This window comes from Streptomyces sp. SLBN-8D4, from assembly GCF_049739545.1.
Classification (GTDB): domain Bacteria; phylum Actinomycetota; class Actinomycetes; order Streptomycetales; family Streptomycetaceae; genus Streptomyces; species Streptomyces canus_C.
Window position 1 is genome coordinate 5348758 of record NZ_JBMGQC010000001.1, and the last position, 25147, is coordinate 5373904.

The window sequence follows — 25147 nt, forward strand, 5'->3', positions numbered from 1 at the left end:
CCATTCTGACTCCACGTATCGCATCCGATCCGCAGACCTGTTGAGGAGTACCAAGGGATGACGTCCGGCAACAACGGCGCGAGCACGCCCGAGGACGAAGACCCGTTCGGCTACCTCTACGCCGACGGCCAGGCCAACGGGGCCCAGCCGCCCTCAGGCGGCGGCTACGGCTACGGCTATCCGAACTCCGTCAACCGGTCGCGCTCGGTCGGTCAGCGCCAGTACGGCCAGCAGCAGGCGCAGGCCGCGCCGACCGCCCCGTACGGCCAGGTCCCGCAGCAGCAGGCCCAGGGCGGCTACGGCCAGCCCAGCGCCCACTACCAGGCTCCCGAGACCTTCCCTGGCGGGGCCCCCACCACCCAGCAGCCCATGCCGGGCCACAGCGGTGGCGGCCGGAGCGGCGGCCCCAACACCAAGGGTCTGCTGATCGGCGCGATCGCGGTGGTCGCCGCGGTGGTCATCGGCATCGGCATCGCGATGGCGGGCGGCGACGGCAACGACAAGGCGGGCGACAGCGGGGCGTCGGCGACGCCGTCCACTTCGCAGAGCTCCGAGCCGAGCGCGTCCAGCTCGGCGGCGGCGGAGGCCGAGCTTCCGAAGGCCGACGCGAAGACGATGCGGCTGGAGGGCGGCACCAGCGTCGCGTCCGACGTGAAGGGCGCCAAGTCCGACGGCGGCGTCTACGTCCAGGGCTTCAACCAGGTCGGCGCCTCGGTCACCTGGACGGTCAACGGCATCAAGAAGGCCGGCACCTATCGGGTCTACGTCCGCTACAGCCTCCCCGCCGAGGATGCCAACGGGACGATGACGGTCAACGGCAAGGCCGCCTCCCGGCCGCTGAACATGAAGAACTTCGGCGGGCTTCCCGCCAACGAATGGCAGGAGACCTGGGCCCAGGTCTCCCTGACCAAGGGCACCAACACGATCCAGCTCTCGTGCCAGCAGGGCAACCAGTGCAACGCCCTGCTCGACCAGTTCACCGTCACGGAGAACGTCGACCAGTAGGGCTCACGCCGCACTGACCTCCCCCGTGACCGTGACCCGGTCCAGCAGGTCCTCGTAGGCGGCGCGGTCGAACTCGCCCGCCACCGGGGACAGGACGGTCGCCGCCGACAGGGCGACCGCGTGGGTCAGGCGGTCCGGCCACGGGAGTCGTTCCACCAGGCCCGACAGCAGGCCCGCCGCCACCGAGTCGCCGGCGCCCGTCGGGTTGCCGGGTACCGGGGCGGGCGGGGTGGCGCGCCAGCGGCCCTCCGCGGTCGCGGCGAGAAGGCCCTCCTTGCCCAAAGACGCGACCACCGCCCGCGCACCCCGCCGCCGTGCGTCCTGCGTCGCGCGCAGCGGTTCGTGGGAGCCGGTCAGTTCCGCCAGTTCGGCGGCGTTCGGCTTGAGGACGTCGGGGCGGGCGGCGACCCCGCGGCGCAGTGCCTCACCGCTGGTGTCGAGGAGGACCGGGACCCCGGCCGCCTTCGCCGTGCGGATCAGACCCGCGTACGCCCCCACCGGCACCCCCGGCGGCAGGCTCCCGCACAGGGCCACCGCCGCGACGGACGGGACGAGATCCTCGTACGCCTCCTGTAAGGCCGACCACTCCGCGGGCGTCACCGTCGGACCCGGTTCGTTGAGCTGGGTGGTGTCGCCGGAGCGTTCGTCCACGACGGCGATCGTGCGCCGGGTCGAACCGGTCACCGGGACGAGCGCGTCCACCAGGCCCGGTACGGCGGTGAGCCGGTCCTGGACGATGCGGCCCGTGGCGCCGCCCCGTGAAGCCGGTGACCGTCACCTCGTGGCCGAGCGCGGCCAGCACCCGGGCCACGTTCAGGCCCTTGCCGCCGGGGCGTTCGACGACCTCGGTGACCCGGTGGCTGGTGTGCGGCCGCAGCGACCGTACGCGATAGGTGATGTCGAGAGCGGTGTTCAGCGTGACCGTGAGGATCACCTGCCGACCTCCCACGTGTCCCCCGACGACAGAATGTGCCCGTCCAGTCTCCCAGGACCGTCCCGGCCCCAACAGCGGGACACATCACCCCAGTTGGGGATCGACCACCCATTCCCCCCGGCGCATGACGCCCTTGAGGTCGAATTGATGGTCGAGGAGGACCAGGTCGGCGTCCTTGCCGGGCTCCAGGGAGCCGATGCGGTCGTCCATCCCCAGCAGACGGGCAGGGTTGGCGGAGATCGCCGCGACCACGTCCTCCACCGGCAGCCGGTCGAAGGTCACCGCCCGCTTGAAGGCGCGGTCCAGGGTGAGCGTCGAGCCGGCGATCGAGCCGCCCTCCACGAGCCGGGCGACTCCCTCGCTGACCTCCACCTCCAGGGGGCCCAGCAGATAACGCCCGTCGCCGAAGCCGGCCGCGTCCATGGCGTCCGTGATGAGGGCGACCCGGGCTGCCCCCGCGTGGTGGAACCCCAGTTGCAGCGCGGCCGGGTGGAGGTGCGTGCCGTCGTCGATGAGCTCCACCGTGATCCGCTCGTCCTCCAGGAGGGCGGCGATGGGGCCGGGGGTGCGGTGGCCGAGGGGCGGCATCGCGTTGAAGAGGTGGGTGGCCACGGTCGCGCCCGCGTCGATCGCCTCGACGGTCTGCTCGTAGCTCGCGTCCGTGTGGCCGACCGCCGCGATGACCCCGTGTTCGACGAGGAGCCGTACGGAGTCGATGCCGCCGGGGAGTTCGGTGGCGAGGGTGAGCATCTTCGCCTGCCCGCGGGCCGCGTCGATCAGCTTGCGGACCTCCGCCGGGTCGGGGTGGCGCAGCAGCTCCTCCGAGTGCGCGCCCTTGCGGCAGGGGGAGATGAACGGGCCCTCGAAGTGGATGCCGGCGATGTCTCCCTGCTCGGCGAGCTCGCTCAGCAGACCGGCTCGCTGGGCGAGGAAGTCCATGTCGCCGGTGACGGTGGAGGCGACGAGGGTGGTGGTGCCGTGGATCCGGTGGGTGTGGATGCCCTTGAGTACGTCGTCGACGGTGCCCGAGGTGAAGGAGGCTCCGCCGCCGCCGTGGTTGTGAAGGTCGATGAATCCTGGGACCAGCCAGTGGTTGGTCACGTCGATGGCCTGGGCGTTTTCGGGGGCGGTAGCGGTGATGCGCGTGCCCTCGATGACGACTTGGCCGTTCTTGACCGTTCCCGTGGGCAGGACCACGTTGGCGCCGGAGAGCACCAGGGGGGTTCCGGCCGGTGCGGGGCGCGGGTGCGTCGTGGCTGGTCGCGCTCGCGCGGCGGTAGCCGCAAATTCAGCGCTGTCCCGCGCCCCTAGGGGGGTTGCCATCAGCGAGTTGCCTCCGAACTGTCGGTCGTGTCGAGGAGATCCCAGGCCAGGAGGCCGGCACCGAGGCAGCCCGCCGTGTCGCCCAGGGCCGCGGGGACGATCGTCGGGAGCTTCTGGAAGGTGGTCCGGCTTCGGACCGCCTCCCTCAGCGGTGTGAACAAGGTTTCCCCCGCCTCTGCCAGGCCGCCACCGATGATCAGGGCGCGGGGGTCCAGGAGGGTGAGGGCGGTGACCAGGCCGGCGGCCAGAGCGTCCACGGCGTGCTGCCAGATCTCGCGGGCCCTCGGGTCCTCGGCCTCCACCGCCTTCGCGCAGTCGGCCGCGTCCGCCTCCGGGTTCCCGGTGACCGAGGCCCAGGCCTCGCTGACGGCAGCCGCGGAGGCGTACCGCTCCAGGCAGCCCCGCTGGCCGCACGGACAGGGCGTGCCGCCCGGGCGTACGGCGATGTGGCCGATCTCGCCCGCGAATCCGTGGGCGCCCGCCTCCACCCGGCCCGCGATGCCGATGGCGCCCGCGATGCCGGTGCCCAGGGCCACGAAGAGGAAGCGGTCGGTGCCCCGGCCGGCTCCGATGCGGCCCTCGGCGAGGCCGCCGGTGCGGACGTCGTGGCCGAGGGCGACCGGGACGCCGCCGAGGCGGTCGGTGAGCAGGTCACGCAGGGGGACGTCCCGCCAGCCCAGGTTGGCGGCGTAGGCGGCGATGCCCCGGTCCTCGTCGACGATGCCGGGAACGGCGACGCCGGCCGCGGCCGCGGGGGCGCCGAGGTGCTCGGTGCCGTACGCGCGCAGTTCGGCGGCGAAGTCGAGGATGCCGTCGACGACCGCGTCCGGTCCGCGCTCGCGGCCGGTGGCCCGGCGGGCCCGGTGCAGGAGTTCGCCGCCCGCGCCGACCAAGGCCGCCTTCATCCCGGTGCCGCCCACGTCGAGGGCGATGACATGTCTCACGGGGAACAGTGTGACCCGTTGACCCGCAAGAGGTCTAGTCCACTCACGTGGTGTAGACCTTAGGTCCAAGATATGTATGACTTTTCGAATGCTTTCGAACGTGAGTGTGGGGCGGTTGTCAGTGCGGCGGCGTAGGACGGGAACGATCGCGGCGGTGTCCGCACTGGGTATGACGGCGGTCCTCGGCGGCTGCGGGCTGGGCGCGGGATCGGACGAGGTGACGCTGAAGCTGGTCGCCGCCGACTACGGCGACAGCTCGGCCAACAGCTCCCAGAAGTACTGGGACAAGCTCGTCAAGGAGTACGAGGCGAAGCACCCCGGCGTGAAGATAGACGTCAGCGTGTACTCCTGGACCGATGTCGACCGCAAGGTCAAGGAGCTGGTCGACGCGGGGGAGGCGCCCGACATGGCGCAGATCGGCGCCTACGCCGACTACGCGGACAAGGGGCTGCTGTACACGGCCGACGAGCTGATCGGGATCCGGGAACAGGCCGACTTCGTCTCCCAGCTCGGCTCCGCGGGGCGGATCAACGGGATGCAGTACGGGATGCCGTTCGCCGCGTCGACCCGGCTGCTCTTCTACAACAAGACCCTCTTCGCCGACGCCGGGCTCACCCCGCCGAAGACATGGAAGCAGCTGGCCGCCGACGCCGAGGCGCTCAAGGCGGACGGGGTGAAGTACCCGTACGCGCTGCCGCTCGGCCCCGAGGAGGCGCAGGCCGAGACCATGCAGTGGCTGCTGAGCGGGCACGGCGGGTACGTCGACGACGTCGGCACGTACGGCATCGACTCCGAGGAGAACGTCGCCACGCTGACCTGGCTCAAGGACGACCTCGTCAGCAAGGGACTGACCGGACCGGTCGCGCCCGAGAACCTGAACCGGGCCGCCGCGTTCTCGGCGTTCGCCGCCGGGGACGTCGGGATGCTCAACGGGCACCCCTCGCTGATGAAGATCGCCGCCGACAAGGGCGTGAAGTTCGGGATGGTGCCCATGCCGGGCGTCGACGGGCGGACCAGGAACTCCATGGGCGTCGCCGACTGGATGATGGCCTTCCGGCAGCACGGGCACGCCGAACAGGTGGGCGACTTCCTCGACTTCGTCTACAGCGAGAAGAACGTCCTCGCGTTCTCCCGGGAGTACGACCTGCTGCCGGTGACCAACTCGGCGTCCGAGGTCATGAGCCGGGCCTCCCGGGACGCCGGCCTCAAGCCCTTCCTCGACGCGCTGCCCTCCGCGGAGCTGCCTCCCGTGAGCAAGACGTCCTGGGCCTCGGTCAGCGCGGCCGTGAAGCAGCGGATCGGCTCCGCGGTGAGCTCCGACGGGAACCCCACGCAGGTGCTGCGCGCGTTGCAGCTGACCGCGCGGAACGCGGAGTAGTCGCTGTCAGTGGCAGGCGTTACGGTTCCGGGCATGGAGCATGCGGAACTCGACCGCCGGGAGCGGGACATCCTCGCGCTGGAGCGCCGCTCCTTCGCGGGCCCCGGCGCGAAGGAGCGGGCGATCCGCGAGGAACTGGGCCTCGCGCCGGTCCGCTACTACCAGCTGCTCAACGCCCTGCTGGACGACGAGCGCGCGCTGGCCTTCGACCCGGTGACGGTGAACCGGCTGCGCAGAGTGCGGGAGACGCGGCGGGCGGAGCGCTGAGGATCAGGTGAGCCGCTCCGCCAGGGCCCGCAGCAGGCCCACCACACCGGCCGGGCCGTCCACCACCAGGTCGGCCCGCTTCCGGAGCTCCGTCACCTCGTCGCTGCCGCTGCACACCAGGAGGCCGGGGGTGCCGGCGGCGCGCAGGTCGTCGACCGCGGAGAAGGCGGGCAGGTCGCCCAGGTCGTCGCCGCCGTAGAGGACGGAGGCGGCGGACAGCTCGCGGACATGGCTCAGCAGGGCCACGCCCTTGTCCATGCCCGGCGGGCGCAGTTCCAGGACCAGCCGGCCCGGTTCGACGATCAGGCCGTGGTAGGTGGCCAGGTCGGTGAGCGGGACGCGCAGGGCGTCGAAGACGGCCTGGGGGTCCGGGGCCCGGCGGGTGTGGACCGCCACCGCCCGGCCGCCCTTCTCCTCGATCCGGGCGCCGGTCCCGTCGAGGAGCGCCGGCAGCTCGGCACGGACCGCGGCCACGCCCGGGTGCGGCTCGGGCGCCGTGACCTCACCGGTCGCCGCGTCCCAGCGTTCGGCGCCGTAGTGGCCCAGGACCGTCAGGTGCTCCAGGCCGGGGACGCCCGCGAAGCCGCCGTAGCGGACCGCGATCTCGGCCGGGCGGCCGGTGATCACCGCCACGGAGGCCACCTTCGGTGCCAGGGCGGCGAGGACGGCCACCGCCTCGGGGTGCGCCCGCGCCTGCTCCGGATCGGCCACGATCGGCGCCAGCGTCCCGTCGAAGTCGAGGCCGATCACCGCGCGGCGCGGCTCCGCGAGGAGTGCCCGCAGGCCCTCCTGGCCGGCGGAGGTGGTGGGCGTAGGAAGGTTCATGCTCACCCGTTCAGCGCCTTCAGTGCGTTCAGCTGGTCCAGGAACCACTGGGCGGGCGGGAGTGCCGTCGCCGCCGCGGCGAGCCGCTTCGCGCGTTCGGCGCGTTCGTGGACCGGCATCGTCAGGGCCTCGTGCAGGGCCGCCGCCGTCTGCTCCACGTCGTACGGGTTCACCACGATCGCGTCGTCACCCAGCTCCGCGAACGCGCCGGCCTCCCGCGACAGCACCAGCGCGCAGCCCTCGTCGGACACCACCGGCACCTCCTTCGCGACCAGGTTCATGCCGTCCCGGATGGGGTTGACCAGCGCCACGTCGGCCAGCCGGTACGCGGCCAGGGAGCGCGCGAAGTCGTCCTTCAGATTCAGCAGGACCGGGGTCCAGCCCGGCGTGCCGAACGCGTCGTTGATCTCCTCGGCCACCCGCTGCACCTCGGCCGTGTAGTCCCGGTAGACCGCGAGGTCCTGCCGCGACGGATACGCGAACGCCACGTGCACGACCCGCTCCCGCCACTCCGGCCGCGACTCCAGCAGCCGCCGGAAGGCGTGCAGCCCGCGCACGATGTTCTTGGACAGCTCGGTCCGGTCCACCCGCACGATCGTCCTGCGGCCCGCGCCGATCTCCTCGCGCAGGGAGACGATCCGCTCCTCGACGTCGGCCTCGTGCGAGCGGGCGCGCAGGAAGTCCGCGTCCGCGCCGAGGCCGTGCACCCCGATCCGGGTCTCCCCGAGCCCGTCCGCGAACTCCGTGCAGCAGGCCGTGAAGGCGTCCGCCCAGCGCTGGGTGAGGAAGCCGAGCCGGTCGGCGCCCAGCATGCCCCGCAGGACCTGGGCCGCGATGTCGTCCGGCAGCATCCGGAAGTAGTCCACCGGCGCCCACGGCGTGTGCGAGAAGTGGGCGATGCGCAGGTCGGGGCGGAGTTCGCGGAGCATCCCCGGCACCAGGCACAGGTGGTAGTCCTGCACCAGGACCGCCGCCCCCTCGGCCGCCTCCTGCGCGAGCGCTTCGGCGAAGGCGCGGTTGTACGTCTCGTACGACGCCCACTGCCGCCGGAACTCCGCGTCGAAGGACGGCTCCAGCGGGGTCTGGTAGAGGAGGTGGTGGACGAACCAGAGGACCGAGTTCGCGATGCCGTTGTACGCGTCCGCGTGCACGTCGGCCGGGATGGCGAGCATGCGGACGCCGTCCTCGCCGACCCCCTGCCGCACCGCCTCGCGGTCGCCGTCGGACAGCGCCGAGCACACCCACAGCGCGCCCGCCTCCGGACCGATCGCCGAAAGTCCCGAGACCAGTCCGCCGCCACCCCGTCTGGGGCGCAGCGAACCGTCCTCCTGGACCTCGTACGAGACCGGGCCGCGGTTGGACGCGACCAATACCTGGGCAGCACCCTGCACGGAAGACGTGGAAGCCATACGCCTCAACCTAGCCCGGCCCGGAAACGCTCAAACGTACGGTTGCGCTCAGTGCGCGGACGTATACGGAACGCCCCGTTCTGTCACCCGTTCTGCCACCCGGGCCGTCACGCGACCTTCCGCTCCGCGTACTCCGCGATCTCCACCATCGGCGGCCGCTCCTCCGTGTCCACGGAGTACGTGCGCGGCTCGAAGCCGTCCCGGCCCCGCTCGAACTGGGTGAGGGCGGGCCGGATCATGTGACCGCGGGCCAGCCGGAGCTGGGCGGTGCGGTAGATCGCGGCGGACATCCGGCCCAGGGCCTGTCCGTCCTGGTGGCGGTGCTTGCGCACCCCGACGTCCACCTGGGCGAGGGCGTTCAGGCCGACCAGGTGCAGGGCGTCGACCAGCATGCCCAGCTCGACGCCGTAGCCGACGGGGAACGGAAGCTGCTCCAGCAGCGAGCGCCGGGCCGCGTACTCGCCGCCCAGCGGCTGCACGAAACCGGCCAGCTGCGGCCAGTGCATGTTCAGCAGCGGGCGCGCCATGAGCTCGGTGACCCGGCCGCCCTGCCCGGCGGCACCGCCCAGGGGACGGTCGTACATGCCCTTGACCAGGTCGACCTCGGGGTCGGTGAGCAGCGGGCCGACGATGCCGGAGACGAAGTCCGAGGAGAACTCCTTCAGGTCGGCGTCGATGAAGCAGACGATGTCCCCGCTGGTGACGAGCAGGGAGCGCCACAGGACCTCGCCCTTGCCGGGCACGGTCGGTATGCGCGGGAGGATGTCGTCGCGGTGGACGACCCGCGCCCCGGCCGCGGCGGCGACCTCCGAGGTGCGGTCGGTCGATCCCGAGTCGACGACGACGATCTCGTCGACGAGCGGGACCTGCTGCATGAGGTCATGACGGATCACGGCGACGATGTCACCGACCGTCTCCTCCTCGTTGAGCGCGGGCAGGACGACACTGACGGTCCGACCCGTGCTCCGCTTCGCGGCCATGATCCGGTGGAGTGGGCGATCGCTCGCGGACCAGGACCGGGCGGCCAGCCAGCGCTCGACTTCGTTCAGCACAGTGCGCGGCTCCTCTGCGTGTGATCTGCGTGTGATCCATCTCGCCGTTCGGACGACTATCTCAACTGTCCTGGCCTTCGGTTACAGTCTTGAACAACGCGGGTGACCATCGCATGTCCTGGGTGGCCCGCCGTTCACAACTTCATACCGCTCATCCAGAGGGGCAGAGGGATACGGCCCGATGAAGCCCCGGCAACCCTCCAGTCGGTTCTCGTAGCGATCGCTGACGATCGTCTCCGCGAGGCTCCCGACTCGGGAAGGTGCCAAATCCGTCTCACGGCGAGATGCGTCGTGAGGAAGATGAGGAGAAAGGGCCTCGCCTCCATGGCTGCGCAGACAGTTGCAAGCACCACGAACTCCGTCGACCTGGGTCCCGCCGCGGCGCTGAGCTGCCGCGAATGCGGTCACCGCGTCCCCCTCGGCCCGGTCTTCGCCTGCGAGGAGTGTTTCGGCCCGCTCGAGATCGCCTACGACTTCTCGGCCTACGACACCGAGGAGCTCCGCAAGCAGATCGAGGCGGGACCCGCGAACATCTGGCGCTACGCCCCGCTGCTGCCCGTCCCCGCGGACGTGGCGGACAAGCCCAACATCAACCCCGGCTGGACCCAGCTCGTCAAGGCCGACAACCTCGCCCGCGAGCTCGGCGTGACCGGCGGCCTGTACATCAAGGACGACTCCGGCAACCCGACGCACTCCTTCAAGGACCGTGTCGTCGCGCAGGCCATCGAGGCCGCGCGCGCCTTCGGCTTCACCACCCTCTCCTGCTCCTCCACCGGCAACCTCGCCGGTGCGGTGGGTGCCGCGGCCGCCCGCGCCGGCTTCCGCTCCTGCGTGTTCATCCCGCACGACCTGGAGCAGGGCAAGGTCGTCATGGCCGCGATCTACGGCGGCGAGCTCGTCGGCATCGAGGGCAACTACGACGACGTGAACCGCTTCTGCTCCGAGCTGATCGGCGACCCGGCCGGCGAGGGCTGGGGCTTCGTCAACGTCAACCTGCGGCCGTACTACGCGGAGGGGTCCAAGACCCTGGCGTACGAGATCTGCGAGCAGCTCGGCTGGAAGCTCCCCGACCAGTTGGTCGTGCCGATCGCCTCCGGATCGCAGCTCACGAAGATCGACAAGGGTCTGCAGGAGCTGATCAAGCTGGGGCTCGTCGAGGACAAGCCGTACAAGATCTTCGGCGCGCAGGCCGAGGGGTGCTCGCCGGTGTCGGTGGCGTACAAGGCCGGGCACGACGTGGTCCGCCCCCAGAAGCCGGACACCATCGCCAAGTCGCTCGCCATCGGCAACCCGGCGGACGGCCCGTACGTGCTGGACATCGCCCGCCGAACCGGCGGTGCGGTGGAGGACGTGAACGACGAGCAGATCGTGGACGCGATCAAGCTGCTGGCGCGGACCGAGGGCATCTTCGCGGAGACCGCGGGTGGCGTGACCGTGGGTGTGACGCGAAAGCTGATCGAGAACGGCGTCCTCGACCCGACGAAGACCACGGTGGTGCTGAACACCGGCGACGGTCTCAAGACCCTGGACGCGGTGGCCGGTACCGGGCTCACCGCCACGATTCGTCCGAACCTGGACTCTTTCCGAGAGGCTGGCCTCGCATGAGCGTCAACGTCCGCATCCCCACCATCCTGCGCACCTACACCGGCGGCCAGGCCGAGGTGCAGGCCGAGGGTGGGACCCTCGCCGAGGTCATCGCCGATCTGGAGAAGAACCACACCGGTATCGCCGCGCGTGTTCTCGACGACCAGGGCAAGCTGCGGCGGTTCGTGAACGTGTACGTGAACGACGACGATGTGCGGTTCGAGCAGGGGCTTGAGACGGCGACGCCCGACGGGGCCGGAGTCTCCATCATCCCGGCGGTTGCCGGCGGGTGACCTTATGACTGGTCATTACCTTCGGTAACAGTAATTACCGAGTGTTCATCCGATTGCCCTCTCCGCGAGAGAAGCGGAGGGGGCAATTCTCTATGGTTGAGCACGGTACAGTTGGGGAACCCGCTGCTTCCTTCATGCCGGACGCATATGAGTTCCGACTTCGGATGCGACGAGAAGTAGCCAAAGTGTGTGGGTTCTTTGCGCCTTATGCTCCTTTTATGGGGCCCGACTTGCCCCGAATTCGGGCGAATTCTCACTACATTCCGGACCCCTTCCGTCCAGAATTCTCGTCCGATTGACCTGTTGCAGACGGCAGTTGGACAGATACATTCAGCCGCGGTCGACGCGTTCCGGCGCACGCCCCCAACCATGTGGGGGGTGAGGTCTGACCCGGATCCATGAAGTGTGGATCCGTGCAAGGGCCAGTAATAGGGGAGTTAGGCATGGCTCAGGGCACCGTCAAGTGGTTCAACGCGGAGAAGGGGTACGGCTTCATCGCGGTCGACGGTGGTGCGGATGTATTCGTCCACTACAGCGCGATTCAGATGGACGGCTACCGCACCCTTGAAGAGGGCCAGCGGGTCGAGTTCGAGATCTCGCAAGGTCAGAAGGGGCCGCAGGCGGACATGGTCCGTCTCGCGACTGGCTGAAGCACGCGCCGGGTAACAACAGCGTCGTTCTTCGTTCTTCTCCGAAGGGCCCGTACCCATGGGGAGTCATGGGTACGGGCCCTTCGGCATGTGCATGTGCCTCCGGCGGCTGGGCGGGGTCTTGTGCGGGCGCGGGTGGGGTTTCGGGTGCGGGTTCGGTGGGGGCGGGCGTTTCTGCGCAGTTCCCCGCGCCCCTGGATGCCTGCGGCGGCCCCTGATCGTCCGTGGCGCCGGGCCACTGCAACCCACCCAGGGGCGCGGGGAACTGCGCGCTCAGCCCCCACCGGCAGGCAGCCGTCCGACGGTCGAACGCACCCCGGTCTTCGGTAGGCGCTTGCACTCGACCATGCCGAGTGCTAATCATTGGCGTTAGCACTCTGAAGGTGAGAGTGACAAAGATGGACCGGGTCGGTGAGGCCCGCAGGCCTAGTGGGGCAAGGATCCGCAGGCAGGCGAGCCGTCCGTCGCGGGCGCGGGCGCGGTCCGAAGGAATCACCCCCAGTCCTGGAGGGACCACTTCACATGGCCAAGATCATCGCGTTCGACGAGGAGGCACGGCGCGGCCTCGAGCGCGGCATGAACCAGCTCGCGGACGCCGTCAAGGTGACGCTCGGCCCCAAGGGCCGCAACGTCGTCCTCGAGAAGAAGTGGGGCGCCCCCACGATCACCAACGATGGTGTCTCCATCGCCAAGGAGATCGAGCTCGAGGACCCGTACGAGAAGATCGGCGCCGAGCTGGTCAAGGAAGTCGCCAAGAAGACGGACGACGTCGCCGGTGACGGTACGACCACCGCGACCGTTCTCGCCCAGGCCCTGGTCAAGGAAGGCCTGCGCAACGTAGCCGCCGGCGCCAACCCCATGGCCCTCAAGCGCGGTATCGAGAAGGCCGTCGAGGCCGTCTCCGGTGCCCTGCTCGAGCAGGCCAAGGATGTCGAGACCAAGGAGCAGATCGCCTCCACGGCCTCCATCTCCGCCGCCGACACCCAGATCGGCGAGCTCATCGCCGAGGCGATGGACAAGGTCGGCAAGGAAGGCGTCATCACCGTCGAGGAGTCCCAGACCTTCGGTCTGGAGCTGGAGCTCACCGAGGGTATGCGCTTCGACAAGGGCTACATCTCGGCGTACTTCGCCACCGACATGGAGCGGATGGAGGCGTCGCTCGACGACCCGTACATCCTCATCGCCAACTCCAAGATCGGCTCCGTCAAGGACCTGCTCCCGCTCCTGGAGAAGGTCATGCAGTCGGGCAAGCCGCTGCTGATCATCGCCGAGGACGTCGAGGGCGAGGCCCTGTCGACCCTGGTCGTCAACAAGATCCGCGGCACCTTCAAGTCCGTCGCCGTCAAGGCCCCGGGCTTCGGTGACCGCCGCAAGGCCATGCTCGGCGACATCGCCATCCTCACGGGCGGCGAGGTCATCTCCGAGGAGGTCGGCCTCAAGCTGGAGAACGCGACCCTGGACCTCCTGGGCCGCGCCCGCAAGGTCGTCATCACCAAGGACGAGACCACCATCGTCGACGGTGCCGGTTCCTCGGACCAGGTCAACGGCCGGGTGAACCAGATCCGCGCCGAGATCGAGAACAGCGACTCGGACTACGACCGCGAGAAGCTCCAGGAGCGCCTGGCGAAGCTCGCCGGTGGCGTCGCCGTCATCAAGGCCGGTGCCGCCACCGAGGTCGAGCTCAAGGAGCGCAAGCACCGCATCGAGGACGCCGTTCGCAACGCGAAGGCGGCCGTCGAGGAGGGCATCGTCGCCGGTGGTGGCGTGGCCCTCATCCAGGCCTCCTCGGTCTTCGAGAAGCTGGACCTGGAGGGTGACGAGCTGACCGGCGCCAACGCCGTGAAGCTGGCCCTGGAGGCCCCGCTCAAGCAGATCGCCGTCAACGGTGGTCTCGAGGGTGGCGTCATCGTCGAGAAGGTGCGCAACCTGCCCGTCGGCCACGGCCTGAACGCCGCGACCGGTGAGTACGTCGACATGATCGCCGAAGGCATCATCGACCCGGCGAAGGTGACCCGCTCTGCCCTGCAGAACGCCGCCTCCATCGCCGCGCTCTTCCTCACCACCGAGGCCGTCATCGCCGACAAGCCGGAGAAGGCCGCCGCGCCCGCCGGTGGCGGTATGCCGGGCGGTGACATGGACTTCTGATCACCCCCGGGCCGCGAGGCCTGACGGTTGATCAACGTCCTTGCCGGGGGCGGCCCTTCCTGGGAACAGGGGGTGGCCGCCCCCGGTCTTTTCTTGCGCTATGCTTGATCACGAGCCGCTCGACGTGAACTCCCGTCGGTCGACTACGCGTTGGTGGTCCAAGGAAAGACGCCCCGCTTCCTGCGGGGAGATGCAGGTGCAAGGCCTGCCCGGCGCTCGATCGAAGCCCGTCCCACACTCGTGGGGCGGGCTTCTTCCATGCGTGGCCGGAGTCACAGCGGCAGTGGGAAATCATGGAGCCGACGAGGTGGTTGACACCTGGGAGAACGTCCATGCGTATGCACATACCGAGGAGTACCCCCACGTGACCTCCCCCGCCACCCCTCCGGCCCCCTCCCGCGCCGCCGAGATCCTCTCCCGTCCGGTCCACATCAACGGCCTGACCGTCCCGAACCGCATCGCGATGGCGCCCATGACCCGGATGTTCTCCCCGGGCGGTGTCCCCGGCGAGAACGTGGCGTCGTACTACTCCCGCCGCGCGGCCGCCGGGGTCGGTCTGATCGTCACCGAGGGCACCTACGTCGGCCACGAGTCGGCAGGGAACAGCGACAGCGTCCCGCGGTTCCACGGCGAGGAGCAGCTGGCGGGCTGGGCGAAGGTCGCGGAGCAGGTGCACGCGGCGGGCGGCACCATCGTCCCGCAGCTGTGGCACATCGGCATGGTGCGCGAGCAGGGCCAGGCGCCCTACGCCGACGCCCCCGCCGTCGGCCCTTCCGGCGTGCGGCCCGGCGCCGACGAGCCCACCGGCAAGGCCATGACCCAGCGCGACCTGGACGACGTCATCGGTGCGTTCGCCGAGGCCGCGGCCGCCGCCGAGCGCATCGGCTTCGACGGCGTGGAGCTGCACGGCGCCCACGGCTACCTCCTCGACCAGTTCCTGTGGGCGGGCACCAACCGCCGCACCGACGCCTACGGCGGTGACCAGATCGCCCGTACGAAGTTCGCGGCGGAGATCGTGGCGGCCGTACGCGAGACGGTCTCGCCCGAGTTCCCGGTCATCTTCCGGTACTCGCAGTGGAAGCAGGAGGCCTACAAGGCGCGGCTCGCCGAGACGCCGGAGGAGCTGGAGGCGATCCTCGCCCCGCTCGCCGCGGCCGGTGTCGACGCCTTCCACGCCTCCACCCGCCGCTACTGGCTCCCCGAGTTCGACGGCTCCGACCTCAACCTCGCCGGCTGGACCAAGAAGCTCACCGGCAGGACCACCATCACCGTCGGCTCGGTCGGCCTCGACGGCGACTTCATCCGCGGCTTCATGGGCGAGGGCTCCCCGGTCAAGGGCATCGACGACCTGCTCGACGCCCTGGAGCGCGAGGAGTACGACATGGTCGCCGTCGGACGGGCGCTGCTCCAGGACCCCGAGTGGGCCGCGAAGGTTCTGGCGGGCCGCTTCGACGAACTGCAGCCGTACGACGCGTCCGCGCTGAAGACCCTCAGCTGAGCGTCAACCCAGGGGTACTGTCCGGGAGATGAGGATCCTCCATCTCTCGGACACCCACATAGAGCGCACCGACGCCCCCGGCAAGAGCGGCGTCAACGCCACCGACTCGCTGCGGCTGATGCTCGCCGAACTGCGGCATCTGCGGGACGTCGACGCGGTCGTCGTCACCGGGGACATCGCCGACGACGGCGCGGTGGAGGCGTATGCGGCGGTACGGCAGCTCGTCGGGGAGTTTGCCCGGCCGCTGGGCGCTCCCGTCTTCTTCACCACCGGCAACCACGACGAGCGCGAAGCCTTCGGCAAGGTGCTGGGCAGCGGGCACGACCGGCCCGAGGCCGTGCTGCAGACCGAGGCGTCCGAGCGGGCCGCGGTGAGCACGGTCGACGGGTACCGGTTCGTCACGCTGGACTCGCTGGTGCCGGGGAAGGTCTACGGCCGTATAGGTGCTGCCCAACTGGACTGGCTGCGGGGCGTGTTGAGCACCCCGGCCGAGCGGGGAACCGTCCTCGCCTTCCATCATCCGCCCCTCAGCCTCGGCCTGTCCGTCAGCCAGCCGGTCTTCGGGCTGCTCAACCCCGAGGAACTGGCGTCCGCGATCCAGGGCAGTGACGTGCGGGTCCTGCTGACCGGGCACTTCCATTGCCAGCTCTTCGGGATGCTGGGGTCGGTGCCGGTGTGGGTCACGCCGGGCGTGGTCAACCGAATCGACCTGACGACGCCGTACGGCACGGAGCGGGCGGTGCGCGGGGCCTCGGCCTCGCTGGTGGAACTGGGCGGACCGGCGAGCCCGATGTTCCACACCTTCCACGCACGGGACCCGCGGGCGCACGAGACGGTGTACCAGCTGGACGAGGAACAGACACGGAAGGTGCTGGAGAAGCACGGTCCCACCGCGCTCGGCTGACGACTTGGTTGACTCAGGCAAGGGACGTGGGCTGGAGTGAGGCGAAGCAGCCCCGACCTGTGAGGAGTTCGACCGATGACGTCAGCCGAGGGTCTCGAAGTGCGTACCGCGGCCGGTGCCGTGCGCGGGCGCGCCGAGGACGGACTGGTGGTCTTCCGGGGGATCCCGTTCGCCGAACCGCCGGTGGGTGATGCGCGGTTCCAGGCGCCGCGGCCCGTCAGGGGCTGGAAGGGGACCCGGGAGGCGTACGCCTTCGGGCCCCCGCCCCCGCAGGAGTCCGGCTTCCGGGGCCGGGCCGGCGTGCTGCCGACGCCCACCGGCGACGACTGGCTGACGGTCAATGTCTGGACCCCCGCGACGGACCCTTCGGCCCGCCGCCCAGTCATGGTGTGGATCTACGGCGGCGCCTACAAGCTGGGTCACTCGGGCAGCCCCGGCTACGACGCCCAGCATCTGGCGCGCGCCGGTGACGTGGTCGTCGTGACCCTCAACTACCGCGTCGGCATAGAGGGGTTCGCCCTACTGGAGGGGGCGCCCGCGAACCGGGGGCTGCTGGACCAGGTCGCGGCACTGGAGTGGGTGCGGGACAACATCACGGCGTTCGGCGGGGACCCCGGGCGGGTCACCGTGTTCGGGGAGTCGGCGGGCGCGGGCTCCGTGGCCTCGCTGCTGGCGATGCCGAGCGCGCGGGGCCTGTTCGGGCGGGCCATCGCGCAGAGCGTGCCCGGCACCTACTTCTCCGCCGAACTCGCACAGGACATGGCGATGGAGATCGGCAAGGAGGCGGGGCTCGCTCCCGCGGCCGCCGCGCTTTCGGCCGTGGATCCGCGCGAACTCCCGGCGGTCGGCGAGCGGTTGAGCGCGCGGATGCGCGAGTACGACGACCGGTGGGGCCAGGTCGCGCCGACCGCGACGCCCTTCGCACCGGTCGTCGACGGGGAGGTGCTGCCATGCACCCCCTGGGAGGCGCTGGCGGCGGGCGCGGCGCGGGACGTGGAGCTGCTGGTCGGGCACAACCGGGACGAGTACCGGCTCTTCCTCGCCCTCGGCGAGCAGCTCGGCAAGATCACGGAGGAGCAGGCGGCCGCGGCCCTGCGGATGTTCGCGCCGGGCCCGGACGGGGAGCGCGCCTACCGCGAGGCCTTCCCGGACGCCACACCGACCGAACTGTGCGAACGCGTCCAGACGGACTGGCTGTTCAGCCTCCCGTCCCTTCGCCTCGCGGAGGCGCAGGTCGCGGGCGGCGGACGGGCCCACTTGTACGAACTGACGTGGTCCGCACCGGCGTTCGGCGGTGCGCTCGGCGCGTGCCACGGCCTGGACATTCCGCTGCTGTTCGGCACGTACGACGCCGACCTCGGGATTCTGCTGTTCGCGGGGGCCGGGGTGCCGGCCGAGGCGAGGGCACTGACCTCGCTCTTCCAGTCGGCGTGGACGGGGTTCGCGCGGACCGGGGACCCGGGGTGGCCGGCGTACGACGGCGAGGGGCGCGCCACTCGGGTCCTGGACGTGACGCCCGAGGTGCGGCCGTACCCGGAGGAGGTGGCGCGGCGGCTGTGGGAGGGGTACGACTTCCGCGCGCTGCCGCTGCTGAAATAGGCCTCGTGCCTCTCGGCCTCGGGGTCTAGAGGTTGCCGAGCGGCTCGATGTCCACCTTCACCGGGGTGCCCCACACCCGCAGCACCTCGTAGTCGGTGAACTCGTGGACGAGCCGGTACGCCATCGCGGCGCGCGGGCCGCGGCGCTGGGCGTTGAGGTAGAGCTCGGCCTCGTGCCGGTCCCGCCTCGGCGTCCCGCACAGCTGCCACTCCTGGCCGGTCCACTGCTCGGGGAGCCAGCGCTGTTGGGGCTGGGGCCGGTCCTCCCGCACCCCGTACCGGGAGGGGGTGGGTTCGGTGGAGCGGGGGCGCGCGGACGGTCCGTTGATCTCGGCGCGGCGGGCGGCCCGGCGCCGGGTCTCGCACAGCAGGCACAGGTCGGGGGCGTTCTCGTCGACCGGGCCGTTCGGGTGCTCGGCGCAGCGGGTGGTGGGGGCGGCGGCGCTGACGCTGTCCTCCAGGAGGTCCAGGGCCCGCTTGAGGTCGCCCTTCATCTCATGCAGCTTGGCGTCCGGGATGTCACCGGTGAGGGCGTCACCGTGCTCGCCGAGCACACGGAGGGCGCGGCCCAGGGCGGTGAGCTGGGCGTGGTTCATGGGATGGCTCCGGGAATCTCGGGGCGGTCTCGGTCCTCGGTCTCCAGCAGCGCCATGAAATCGTCGTGGGACAAAGCCGGTCCGGCCGGAGCCGCCGTACGGGCTTGCGCTGCGGCGATGTCGGCTTCGTCACGCGAGCGCTGGGGCTCTTCCGGCTCGCTCACGACTGTACACACACGGGGGTCCTTACCTGGGGCGGGTCAGTCCGCGTAGTCCTTGAGCTTCTCGGTGTCCAGGGTGACGCCGACGGGTGCCGGGAGGTCGACCACGGATCCGTACGGGTAGGCCGGGCTTTGCTGATACGTCCCGTTGCGGGGGTCGCTGTACACGGTAAGGGCGTCGATGTCCCGGTCGACGAGCAGGTAGACGGGGATATCCGCTTCCGCGTACCCACGAACCTTGTCGACCCGGTCACGGCGGTCGGTGTCACGGTCGTGGGAGGTGACCTCGACAACCATGAGGACACCCTCCGGATCGGCCCAGTCCCCCTCCTGCGCGATGAAGTGGTCGAACGGCGCCAGCGCACCGTCCGCGCAGGCGTGCCCCTTGCGGTACGCACCCACCCTGAGTCCCTGCTCGGGGTACAGGGCCAGATCGGGGCGCTCCTGCATGAACAGCCGGGTGAGCCACACGACGATGGCCCGGTGGCGCTGGTCGGGCACCGGCTTGACCTCTAGCTTTCCATCGATGAGTTCAAGATGGACACCCTTGGGGGCCCTGCGGGCAAGCTCCTCGAAGTCCTCGACCGAGATGCGATCGCCTTTGACGTACAGCCGCCCGTGGACGAGTTCGAGCTCCACGTTCTGCGGGGCCTTTCGGGCAAGCTCCTCGAAGTCCTCGACGGACATCTGTGGACGCTCAGCAGTGCTGGGGGTCATGGCGTCGCCTCCTCCCCTCCATGGTGCCCCGGGGCGATGACGGCGGACCGTAGGAGCGGTCATACGGGCGCCCCTTCTTCTCGCTTCAGGGACATCGCGGCCCGGATCTCGTTCGCGCGGGCGTGGATCTCGGGGGCGGTCGGCAGTGTGGTGGGGCGGGTGGGGGCGGGTTCGCCCCGGCAGCCCTTGCACACGCCGCCCGGCAGGGCCTCCGGGCGTCCGACCACCCCGCACTCCGCGCACTCCAGGATCCGGCGGGGCGGCTGCGGGGCGGGCGGTTCCGGGGGGATCTTGTCGGTCAGGCGCCGGCGGAGGAGGGCGGCCGGGTGGTGGACCTGGATCGGCAGACCGCTGGTGAGGGCATGGCGCACGGCGTCCTCGCCGACTCCTCGGGCGAACCACTCCGCGACCAGCGGGGCGAGGGAAGCGCAGTCGGCGGCGGAGAGCGACAGGGACGGGGTTTCGCGGCCCAGCGCGGCGAGGAGGATGTGGGCGCGGGTACGGGTCGGCGGGCGGGCTTCGCTGTCCTTCGGTACGTCACCTCTCGTGAAGGCGGCCCACCAGTCGTCATTTCGTACGGTACGGGTGAACCACGATCGGGTGATCCAGTGGTGCCCTCCGGAAGCGGAGTCCAGGCGTTCGCGCCCCCGGCGCAAGTGGCCTGCCTGTTGGAGCCGGTTGAGGGCGGTACGGAGCGCACATTGCCCGTACGGCAGCGTCTTGGCCAGTGTCTTTACGGAGATGTCGGCGCCGTCGGGCAAGCGGTCGACGTACGCGGCGATGGCGGCTTCGCGGGGTGGGAGGTGGGCGAAGTCGTGCGCGGTGCGGGGGCGTTGGTCGGGGGCGCTGCGCTTGCCGTATCCCGGGTTCGCCATGGGATGCGCGGGGAGGGGGGTAGCACTAAGCTTGGCGTCAGCCACGGGATCCCCTTGAGATCTCGTAGGTCAAGCCCCCGCAGGTGTTGCTAGCACCTGGCGGGGGCTGCTCGTTATGCGGGCACGCTAGACGATCGTGACTGTGTGTGGCAAGCCGGTCGCTTCCTGTCAACTCTCGGGGTGGGAGGGCGGGTTGGGGCCCTCCAGCCATTCCTTGAAAAGAGGGCTCGGAGCTGGACGCTTGAGCTTCGGGACCGGTCAGCCCATGCTCTTGGCGCCGTCCAGGGCCTCCCGGACGATGTCTGCGTGGCCCGCGTGCTGGGCCGTCTCGGCGACGATGTGCAGCAGCACCCTGCGGGCCGACCACTGGGCCTCGGCCTCGAACCACGGGGCCTTGGGCAGCGGATGGGCGGCGTCCAGGTCGGGCAGGGCGGCGACCAGCTCGTCCGTCCGGTCGGCCGTCTCCGCGTAGTCGGCCAGCACCCCGGCCAGCGTCTCGCCGGGCAGCATTCGGAACTCGTCGGCGCGCCGGGCCCAGTCGTCCTCGGTCATGGCGGTGAAGTCGCCCATCGACGACGGGCCCTCCTGAATGAAGCGCACCCAGTTCCGTTCCACCGACGTGACGTGCTTGATCAGGCCGCCGAGACACAGCTCGCTGACGGTGGTCCGCTGTCCGGCCTGCTCGTCGGTGAGGTCACGCGTGGTGAAGCGCAGGAAGTGCCGCTGCTTGGCCAGCGCCTCCAGCAGGTCGGCGCGCTCGCCGGTGGGCAGGGTGGTCTTCGTGGCAGTGGTCATGGTGTGGCCCTCCGTGGATTGCTGTTCCGTCGACAGGTCACACGCTAGGGGGCATGTAGGTCAGATCCTGACCTCTTGGGGGGGGAGGGGGGGCGTCCAACTCACCGAGGAGTTGGAGGCCGGGTGAGTGGCAGATGCGGTTCGGAGGGTGTGAACGACTTCCCTGCGATTCTCGTCCCGGGGCTGTCCAGGAGGCCGCGGCTCTGGAATTCGGGCAGGGCCATCCCGCCGATCTCAGGGAAGGGCTCCTTCCCCGCTGGGCAGGGGCCCCGAGGTCCGCCGTCATCGCCGGGTCACAGCGCGGGCCACTACTCGGTCCGGTGGTCGCGGGCGGTGGCCTCCACGAACGCCGACCACGCCTCCGGACGGAACACGAGCTTCGGGCCTTGGGGGTTCTTGGAGTCGCGGACGGGGATGGCGGTGGGGTGGCCGTCGGCTACCTCCAGGCAGTCGCCGCCGCTGCCGCCGCTGTAGCTCGACTTACGCCAGGACTCAGGGGTGTTCCTCATGGGCGTAATCCTGCGCCATCGCCTCGATCAGGGCCAGGGACTTCTGAGGAGAGAGGGCGGAGGCCATCAGGAGCCTGTAGGTGAAGCGCTGGTGTCTGACGATGGCTGGATCGTCCTCCAGTCGTCCGGTGCCGACGCCCTCGAAGTAGACCAGCGGAGGGGCATCCTCGAACTCCATGAGTTTGGTGGAGCCCTCCATGGCCGCGTGCGCTCCCGCATCGAACGGCAGTACCTGCACGATCACCCGGCTCCGACGCGCCAGTTCGGCGATGTGTTGCAGCGCCTCCGCCATCACCGTGCGGCCGCCCGTCACTCGCCGCAGAGCGGCCTCGTCAATCACCGCCCACAACATGGGCTCTGTTGGATCGTCGAGGAGCCGAGCCCGCTCCCTCCGGGCGGTCACCAGCTTCTCGATCTCCTCCTCCGGAGCCGTCGGCTGATAAGCCCGGCACACCGCCCGTGCGTACGCGGGCGTCTGGAGCAACCCCGGGATCAGCAGCGGCGCGTACTGGCTGATCGCCGCGGCCCGTGCCTCCGCCTCCGCCGCCTCCGCGAAGTGCTCGGGATACTTCGACTTCGCCGCCGCCCCACAGTTCCGCTGGAAGAAGTTTTCCGTCCCGAGCACCTCGTCCAGCTGTCGCGCGACATCCCGTTGCATCCTCCTGGTCCCCGCCTCCAACTGCCCCACGAACGACCCGCTCACGAACAGCCGTTGCCCCAGCTCCTCCTGGCTCAGTCCCGTCTTCTCCCGCGCGTGCCGCAACTCCGCGCCCAGCAGGGCCCTCGGTGACGACGACGGGTCGAGGTCCTTCGGTCCCGGCATGGGCGACTCCCTGTTGAACACACACAGTTGTTGGGCCGGCTCGTATGGCCAGGTTAGAGGCGTACCGGACACGCTGTGTTGTGAACTGACAACCCACCGTGCCGATGGAGGAAGCGTGCGGTCCACCCAAGAAGTCCTGGAGTCCCTGCGGGAGGCGCTCACCGGGGTCGGTGTCGTGTTGCCGTCCCTCGCCGTCGACCCCCTCACCGGCGCCGGTGACGAGCCGTTCCCGCTGGTCGACCTGGGGCGGTGCAACGTACGCACGGCCGAGCGCCTGGCGTCGGTGCTGCGCGGGGAACGGCCGCCGACGGGGTCGTACGTCGTCGACGGGCGGGACGGGCGCGTGGGAGAGGTGATGGGACACCTGGGTGGCAGGGTGCAGCTCAGGCCCCTCGGCGGCGGCCGGGAGTGGGACTGTCCGCCGGAGTCCACCGGGCCCGCGCCGCAGGCCGACGTGCTGCGGGCCAGGGTGCGGAAGGTCAACAGGGAGGGGCGGATGCCCTGTTGAAATGAACCATGCCTCTCCTGGACGCCCTCGCCCGCCTCAACGACGCCCACCCCTGGAGCCACAACGCCCACTTCCACCCGTGGATCCTGCGTCAGTTGCCCAGCCACTTCGACCGTGCCCTGGACGTCGGGTGCGGTTCCGGTGACCTCGCCCGGCTGCTGGCGACCCGGGCGAACCAGGTCCACGGCGTCGACAGCGACGAACGGATCATCGGCAAGGCGAGGGAGTCCACCGACCCCGGGCTCCCCGTCACCTTCGCCGTCGCGGACGGGCGGTCGTACGACCAAGGCGCTCCCTACGACGTCATCACCTGTGTCGCCGTACTCCACCACCTCCCCCTGGCCGAGAGCCTCGTCCGCTTCAGAGAGCAACTGGCCCCCGGTGGCACCCTGGTGATCGTCGGGCTGACGCGGGAGGACACCCGTGTCCAGGCCCTCCTCGGCCTCGCGTCCGTCCCGCTCAACCTGATCATCGGTTGGATCAAGAACAGGGGGCGTACGGCACCCCGGCGGCCCGTCGCGATGACCGCCCCGACCCGCCCGGCCGGCGTCCCCTACACCGAGTTCGTCCGCGAGGCCCGCCGCGTCCTCCCCGGCGTCCGGCTGAGGAGGCGGCTCTTCTGGCGCCACACCCTCGTGTGGAAAAAGGTGCGCGGGGATGTCGATCCAGGCAGGCTCGGATCGACGCAGGGGTGAGAGCACGACACCACACGAGAGGTGAAGGCCATGCCCAAGGTCCGGGTGCACAACGTGACGATCTCCCTCGACGGCTTCATGGCCGGTCCGAACCAGCGACTGGACGCCCCCTTCGGCGACGGCGTCGGCTGGGGCGACGACCTGCACCGCTGGTTCATCTCCGCGTCGGAGGACCTGGCCGCCGGGAAGGGCGGGACCGATGTCGAGTACTTCGTCCGCGGTGATCGGAACATCGGCGCCACGATCATGGGGCGGAACATGTTCGGGCCGCAGCGCGGGCCCTGGGAGGACGAGTCCTGGCAGGGCTGGTGGGGTGAGAACCCGCCGTACCACCACGACGTCTTCGTGCACACCCATCACCTGCGACCGTCACTGGAGATGGCCGGCGGGACCACCTTCCACTTCACCGACGAGCCGCCGGAGGCGGTCCTCCAGCGCGCCTTCGACGCCGCGGACGGCAAGGACGTGCGGATCGGCGGCGGGGCGGCGGTCATCCGGCAGTATCTGCGCGCCGGGCTGATCGACGAGCTCCACCTGGCGATCGCGCCGCTCCTCATCGGACGCGGGGAGCGGCTGCTCGACGACCTGGGCGACGGGATCGCCGGGTACCGGGTGTCCGAGCTGGTCAGCTCGCCGAACGTCACCCACGCGGTGCTAGTCCGCGGCTGAGACGTCCTTTCAGCGGGTCGTCGCCGCCAGGGCAGCGCGCAGATGGCCCCCCGACTCCTCCAGCAGCCGGGCCGCCGTGGGGCCGTCCACGTCGGCCAGGATCGTCAGGATCGCGTTCTTCACCTCGCCGTCCGTGGCGGCCAGGGCACGCTCGATCTCCTCGTCGTCGGCGCCGGTGGCGAGGGCGACGATGCGGCGGGAGCGGGCCCGCAGCTTCTCGTTGGAGGCGCGGACGTCGACCATCAGGTTTCCGTAGGTCTTGCCGAGACGGATCATCGTGATCGTCGACAGCATGTTGAGGACGAGCTTCTGGGCGGTGCCGGCCTTGAGGCGGGTGGAGCCGGTGAGCAGTTCGGGGCCGACGACCACCTCGACGCCGTGGTCGGCCGCGGCCGCCAGGGCGCTGTCCGCGTTGCAGGACAGGCCGACCGTCAAGGCCCCTTTCGCGCGGGCGTGTTCCACCGCGCCCACGGCGTAAGGGGTACGACCGGACGCGGACACCCCGACCACCGTGTCCACGGCCGTCACCGCGAGCCCGTCCAGGTCGGCCCGCGCCAGCTCCGCGGAGTCCTCGGCCCCCTCGACGGACGTGACCAGCGCTTCCGGGCCACCGGCGATCAGGCCCACGACCCGCGCCGGGTCGGTGTTGAAGGTCGGCGGGCACTCGGAGGCGTCCAGGACACCGAGGCGTCCGGCGGTGCCGGCCCCGGCGTAGATCAGCCGGCCGCCGCGGGCCATGCGCTCGGCGATCGCGTCGATGGCGGCGGCGATCACCGGCAACTGCCGGGAGACCGCGGCGGGCACGGAGGCGTCCTCGCCGTTCATCAGCCGGGCGATGTCCAGGGTCGGCAACTGGTCGATGTCGGCGAGCTCGGGCCGGAAGGCCTCGGTGGTGAGCGTCTCCAACTGGGCTTGCAGATCACGGGGGTCGGAGGTGGAGGTCATGGCGCAGCGGCTCTTTCTTCGTGACCGACGACTACCGGGCAACTC

At 70.5% G+C, this 25147-nt stretch carries 25 protein-coding genes, 1 pseudogene and 1 riboswitch; of the genes and pseudogenes, 13 read left to right on the forward strand and 13 right to left on the reverse strand.

The genetic code is table 11. The features are described 5' to 3' along the window. Positions 1–57: 57 nt before the first annotated feature. A complete protein-coding gene (locus RKD20_RS24290; RefSeq protein WP_424879550.1) occupies positions 58–1005 on the forward strand; it encodes a CBM35 domain-containing protein in 948 nt (315 codons plus the stop codon). 3 nt (positions 1006–1008) lie between these two features. On the opposite strand, the pseudogene RKD20_RS24295 reads toward RKD20_RS24290, so the two are convergent. The 3 genes and pseudogenes from RKD20_RS24295 to RKD20_RS24305 form a co-directional block, all read right to left on the reverse strand. Continuing rightward, a pseudogene (locus RKD20_RS24295) lies at positions 1009–1939 on the reverse strand (1-phosphofructokinase family hexose kinase). A gap of 84 nt (positions 1940–2023) precedes the next feature. Next, on the reverse strand, positions 2024–3154 hold the full coding sequence (nagA, locus tag RKD20_RS24300; RefSeq protein ID WP_424879551.1) for an N-acetylglucosamine-6-phosphate deacetylase: 1131 nt from the start codon (positions 3152–3154) through the stop codon (positions 2024–2026). Positions 3155–3261: 107 nt separating this feature from the next. Continuing rightward, on the reverse strand, positions 3262–4206 hold the full coding sequence (locus RKD20_RS24305) for an ROK family protein (RefSeq protein WP_424879552.1): 945 nt from the start codon (positions 4204–4206) through the stop codon (positions 3262–3264). 169 nt (positions 4207–4375) lie between these two features. Here RKD20_RS24305 and RKD20_RS24310 point away from each other — a divergent pair, with 169 nt between their 5' ends. Both RKD20_RS24310 and RKD20_RS24315 read left to right on the forward strand, forming a co-directional pair. Continuing rightward, positions 4376–5584 carry an ABC transporter substrate-binding protein gene (locus RKD20_RS24310; protein WP_424883302.1) on the forward strand — a complete coding sequence of 403 codons (1209 nt, stop codon included), beginning with the start codon at positions 4376–4378 and terminating at the stop codon, positions 5582–5584. 33 nt (positions 5585–5617) lie between these two features. Beyond that, on the forward strand, positions 5618–5851 hold the full coding sequence (locus RKD20_RS24315; RefSeq protein WP_037900567.1) for a DUF3263 domain-containing protein: 234 nt from the start codon (positions 5618–5620) through the stop codon (positions 5849–5851). 3 nt (positions 5852–5854) lie between these two features. Here the strand turns inward: RKD20_RS24315 and otsB are convergent, their stop codons facing one another. The 3 genes from otsB to RKD20_RS24330 all read right to left on the reverse strand — a co-directional run bounded on the left by otsB (position 5855) and on the right by RKD20_RS24330 (position 9137). Continuing rightward, the gene (otsB, locus tag RKD20_RS24320; RefSeq protein ID WP_424879553.1) at positions 5855–6676 is read right to left on the reverse strand and encodes a trehalose-phosphatase; all 822 of its coding nucleotides are present in this window, start codon (positions 6674–6676) and stop codon (positions 5855–5857) included. A gap of 2 nt (positions 6677–6678) precedes the next feature. Beyond that, complete coding sequence (locus RKD20_RS24325; RefSeq protein WP_424879554.1) at positions 6679–8085, reverse strand: alpha,alpha-trehalose-phosphate synthase (UDP-forming); 1407 nt, start codon at positions 8083–8085, stop codon at positions 6679–6681. A gap of 107 nt (positions 8086–8192) precedes the next feature. Further along, complete coding sequence (locus RKD20_RS24330) at positions 8193–9137, reverse strand: glucosyl-3-phosphoglycerate synthase (RefSeq protein ID WP_424879555.1); 945 nt, start codon at positions 9135–9137, stop codon at positions 8193–8195. 148 nt (positions 9138–9285) lie between these two features. After that, positions 9286–9444, forward strand: a riboswitch (SAM riboswitch). A 17-nt stretch (positions 9445–9461) separates the two neighbouring features. Between RKD20_RS24330 and thrC the strand changes: the two genes are divergently transcribed. The 7 genes from thrC to RKD20_RS24365 all read left to right on the forward strand — a co-directional run bounded on the left by thrC (position 9462) and on the right by RKD20_RS24365 (position 17810). Next, a complete protein-coding gene (thrC, locus tag RKD20_RS24335; RefSeq protein WP_424879556.1) occupies positions 9462–10742 on the forward strand; it encodes a threonine synthase in 1281 nt (426 codons plus the stop codon). Beyond that, positions 10739–11014: a MoaD/ThiS family protein gene (locus RKD20_RS24340; protein ID WP_020122860.1), complete on the forward strand. Its 276-nt coding sequence runs from the start codon at positions 10739–10741 to the stop codon at positions 11012–11014. The genes thrC and RKD20_RS24340 overlap by 4 nt, the downstream gene beginning before the upstream one ends. Positions 11015–11457: 443 nt before the next feature. Next, complete coding sequence (locus RKD20_RS24345; protein WP_007382895.1) at positions 11458–11664, forward strand: cold-shock protein; 207 nt, start codon at positions 11458–11460, stop codon at positions 11662–11664. 522 nt (positions 11665–12186) lie between these two features. Then, the gene (groL, locus tag RKD20_RS24350; protein WP_424879557.1) at positions 12187–13809 is read left to right on the forward strand and encodes a chaperonin GroEL; all 1623 of its coding nucleotides are present in this window, start codon (positions 12187–12189) and stop codon (positions 13807–13809) included. A gap of 364 nt (positions 13810–14173) precedes the next feature. Then, positions 14174–15307 (forward strand): NADH:flavin oxidoreductase, encoded by a 1134-nt coding sequence (locus tag RKD20_RS24355; RefSeq protein ID WP_424879558.1) that lies wholly within the window; start codon positions 14174–14176, stop codon positions 15305–15307. 28 nt (positions 15308–15335) lie between these two features. After that, on the forward strand, positions 15336–16211 hold the full coding sequence (locus tag RKD20_RS24360) for a metallophosphoesterase family protein (protein WP_424879559.1): 876 nt from the start codon (positions 15336–15338) through the stop codon (positions 16209–16211). Between the two features lie 75 nt (positions 16212–16286). Beyond that, entirely contained in the window at positions 16287–17810 is a 1524-nt protein-coding gene (locus tag RKD20_RS24365; RefSeq protein WP_424879560.1) for a carboxylesterase/lipase family protein, read from the forward strand. A 25-nt stretch (positions 17811–17835) separates the two neighbouring features. Here the strand turns inward: RKD20_RS24365 and RKD20_RS24370 are convergent, their stop codons facing one another. The 6 genes from RKD20_RS24370 to RKD20_RS24395 form a co-directional block, all read right to left on the reverse strand. Beyond that, complete coding sequence (locus RKD20_RS24370; protein ID WP_424879561.1) at positions 17836–18405, reverse strand: hypothetical protein; 570 nt, start codon at positions 18403–18405, stop codon at positions 17836–17838. Positions 18406–18605: 200 nt separating this feature from the next. After that, positions 18606–19283 carry a Uma2 family endonuclease gene (locus tag RKD20_RS24375; protein WP_424879562.1) on the reverse strand — a complete coding sequence of 226 codons (678 nt, stop codon included), beginning with the start codon at positions 19281–19283 and terminating at the stop codon, positions 18606–18608. Between the two features lie 59 nt (positions 19284–19342). Then, positions 19343–20158, reverse strand: coding sequence for a hypothetical protein (locus tag RKD20_RS24380; RefSeq protein WP_424879563.1), 816 nt, complete (start codon positions 20156–20158; stop codon positions 19343–19345). Positions 20159–20416: 258 nt separating this feature from the next. After that, complete coding sequence (locus tag RKD20_RS24385) at positions 20417–20953, reverse strand: DinB family protein (protein WP_424879564.1); 537 nt, start codon at positions 20951–20953, stop codon at positions 20417–20419. Positions 20954–21261: 308 nt separating this feature from the next. Then, positions 21262–21462, reverse strand: coding sequence for a DUF397 domain-containing protein (locus RKD20_RS24390; RefSeq protein ID WP_424879565.1), 201 nt, complete (start codon positions 21460–21462; stop codon positions 21262–21264). Continuing rightward, positions 21446–22285, reverse strand: a complete 840-nt coding sequence (locus RKD20_RS24395; protein WP_424879566.1) for a helix-turn-helix domain-containing protein — start codon at positions 22283–22285, stop codon at positions 21446–21448. Before RKD20_RS24395 ends, RKD20_RS24390 begins: the two co-directional genes overlap by 17 nt. A 115-nt stretch (positions 22286–22400) precedes the next feature. Here RKD20_RS24395 and RKD20_RS24400 point away from each other — a divergent pair, with 115 nt between their 5' ends. From RKD20_RS24400 to RKD20_RS24410, 3 genes are read left to right on the forward strand one after another with little or no spacing between them, the layout of a single operon-like run. Then, entirely contained in the window at positions 22401–22793 is a 393-nt protein-coding gene (locus RKD20_RS24400; protein ID WP_424879567.1) for a hypothetical protein, read from the forward strand. Between the two features lie 8 nt (positions 22794–22801). Continuing rightward, complete coding sequence (locus RKD20_RS24405) at positions 22802–23488, forward strand: class I SAM-dependent methyltransferase (protein WP_424879568.1); 687 nt, start codon at positions 22802–22804, stop codon at positions 23486–23488. A gap of 30 nt (positions 23489–23518) precedes the next feature. After that, positions 23519–24157, forward strand: coding sequence for a dihydrofolate reductase family protein (locus RKD20_RS24410; protein WP_424879569.1), 639 nt, complete (start codon positions 23519–23521; stop codon positions 24155–24157). A gap of 9 nt (positions 24158–24166) precedes the next feature. Here the strand turns inward: RKD20_RS24410 and murQ are convergent, their stop codons facing one another. Next, positions 24167–25102, reverse strand: a complete 936-nt coding sequence (gene murQ / locus RKD20_RS24415) for an N-acetylmuramic acid 6-phosphate etherase (protein ID WP_424879570.1) — start codon at positions 25100–25102, stop codon at positions 24167–24169. Positions 25103–25147: the final 45 nt, after the last annotated feature.

Bases quoted from the DNA above. Each gene is read 5' to 3' on its own strand.
- RKD20_RS24290 (WP_424879550.1), top strand. From the start codon at position 58: ATGACGTCCGGCAACAACGGCGCGAGCACGCCCGAGGACGAAGACCCG.
- RKD20_RS24310 (WP_424883302.1), top strand. From the start codon at position 4,376: ATGACGGCGGTCCTCGGCGGCTGCGGGCTGGGCGCGGGATCGGACGAG.
- RKD20_RS24315 (WP_037900567.1), top strand. From the start codon at position 5,618: ATGGAGCATGCGGAACTCGACCGCCGGGAGCGGGACATCCTCGCGCTG.
- otsB (WP_424879553.1), bottom strand. From the start codon at position 6,676: ATGAACCTTCCTACGCCCACCACCTCCGCCGGCCAGGAGGGCCTGCGG.
- RKD20_RS24325 (WP_424879554.1), bottom strand. From the start codon at position 8,085: ATGGCTTCCACGTCTTCCGTGCAGGGTGCTGCCCAGGTATTGGTCGCG.
- thrC (WP_424879556.1), top strand. From the start codon at position 9,462: ATGGCTGCGCAGACAGTTGCAAGCACCACGAACTCCGTCGACCTGGGT.
- RKD20_RS24340 (WP_020122860.1), top strand. From the start codon at position 10,739: ATGAGCGTCAACGTCCGCATCCCCACCATCCTGCGCACCTACACCGGC.
- RKD20_RS24345 (WP_007382895.1), top strand. From the start codon at position 11,458: ATGGCTCAGGGCACCGTCAAGTGGTTCAACGCGGAGAAGGGGTACGGC.
- groL (WP_424879557.1), top strand. From the start codon at position 12,187: ATGGCCAAGATCATCGCGTTCGACGAGGAGGCACGGCGCGGCCTCGAG.
- RKD20_RS24360 (WP_424879559.1), top strand. From the start codon at position 15,336: ATGAGGATCCTCCATCTCTCGGACACCCACATAGAGCGCACCGACGCC.
- RKD20_RS24365 (WP_424879560.1), top strand. From the start codon at position 16,287: ATGACGTCAGCCGAGGGTCTCGAAGTGCGTACCGCGGCCGGTGCCGTG.
- RKD20_RS24370 (WP_424879561.1), bottom strand. From the start codon at position 18,405: ATGAACCACGCCCAGCTCACCGCCCTGGGCCGCGCCCTCCGTGTGCTC.
- RKD20_RS24375 (WP_424879562.1), bottom strand. From the start codon at position 19,283: ATGACCCCCAGCACTGCTGAGCGTCCACAGATGTCCGTCGAGGACTTC.
- RKD20_RS24380 (WP_424879563.1), bottom strand. From the start codon at position 20,158: ATGGCGAACCCGGGATACGGCAAGCGCAGCGCCCCCGACCAACGCCCC.
- RKD20_RS24385 (WP_424879564.1), bottom strand. From the start codon at position 20,953: ATGACCACTGCCACGAAGACCACCCTGCCCACCGGCGAGCGCGCCGAC.
- RKD20_RS24390 (WP_424879565.1), bottom strand. From the start codon at position 21,462: ATGAGGAACACCCCTGAGTCCTGGCGTAAGTCGAGCTACAGCGGCGGC.
- RKD20_RS24395 (WP_424879566.1), bottom strand. From the start codon at position 22,285: ATGCCGGGACCGAAGGACCTCGACCCGTCGTCGTCACCGAGGGCCCTG.
- RKD20_RS24405 (WP_424879568.1), top strand. From the start codon at position 22,802: ATGCCTCTCCTGGACGCCCTCGCCCGCCTCAACGACGCCCACCCCTGG.
- RKD20_RS24410 (WP_424879569.1), top strand. From the start codon at position 23,519: ATGCCCAAGGTCCGGGTGCACAACGTGACGATCTCCCTCGACGGCTTC.
- murQ (WP_424879570.1), bottom strand. From the start codon at position 25,102: ATGACCTCCACCTCCGACCCCCGTGATCTGCAAGCCCAGTTGGAGACG.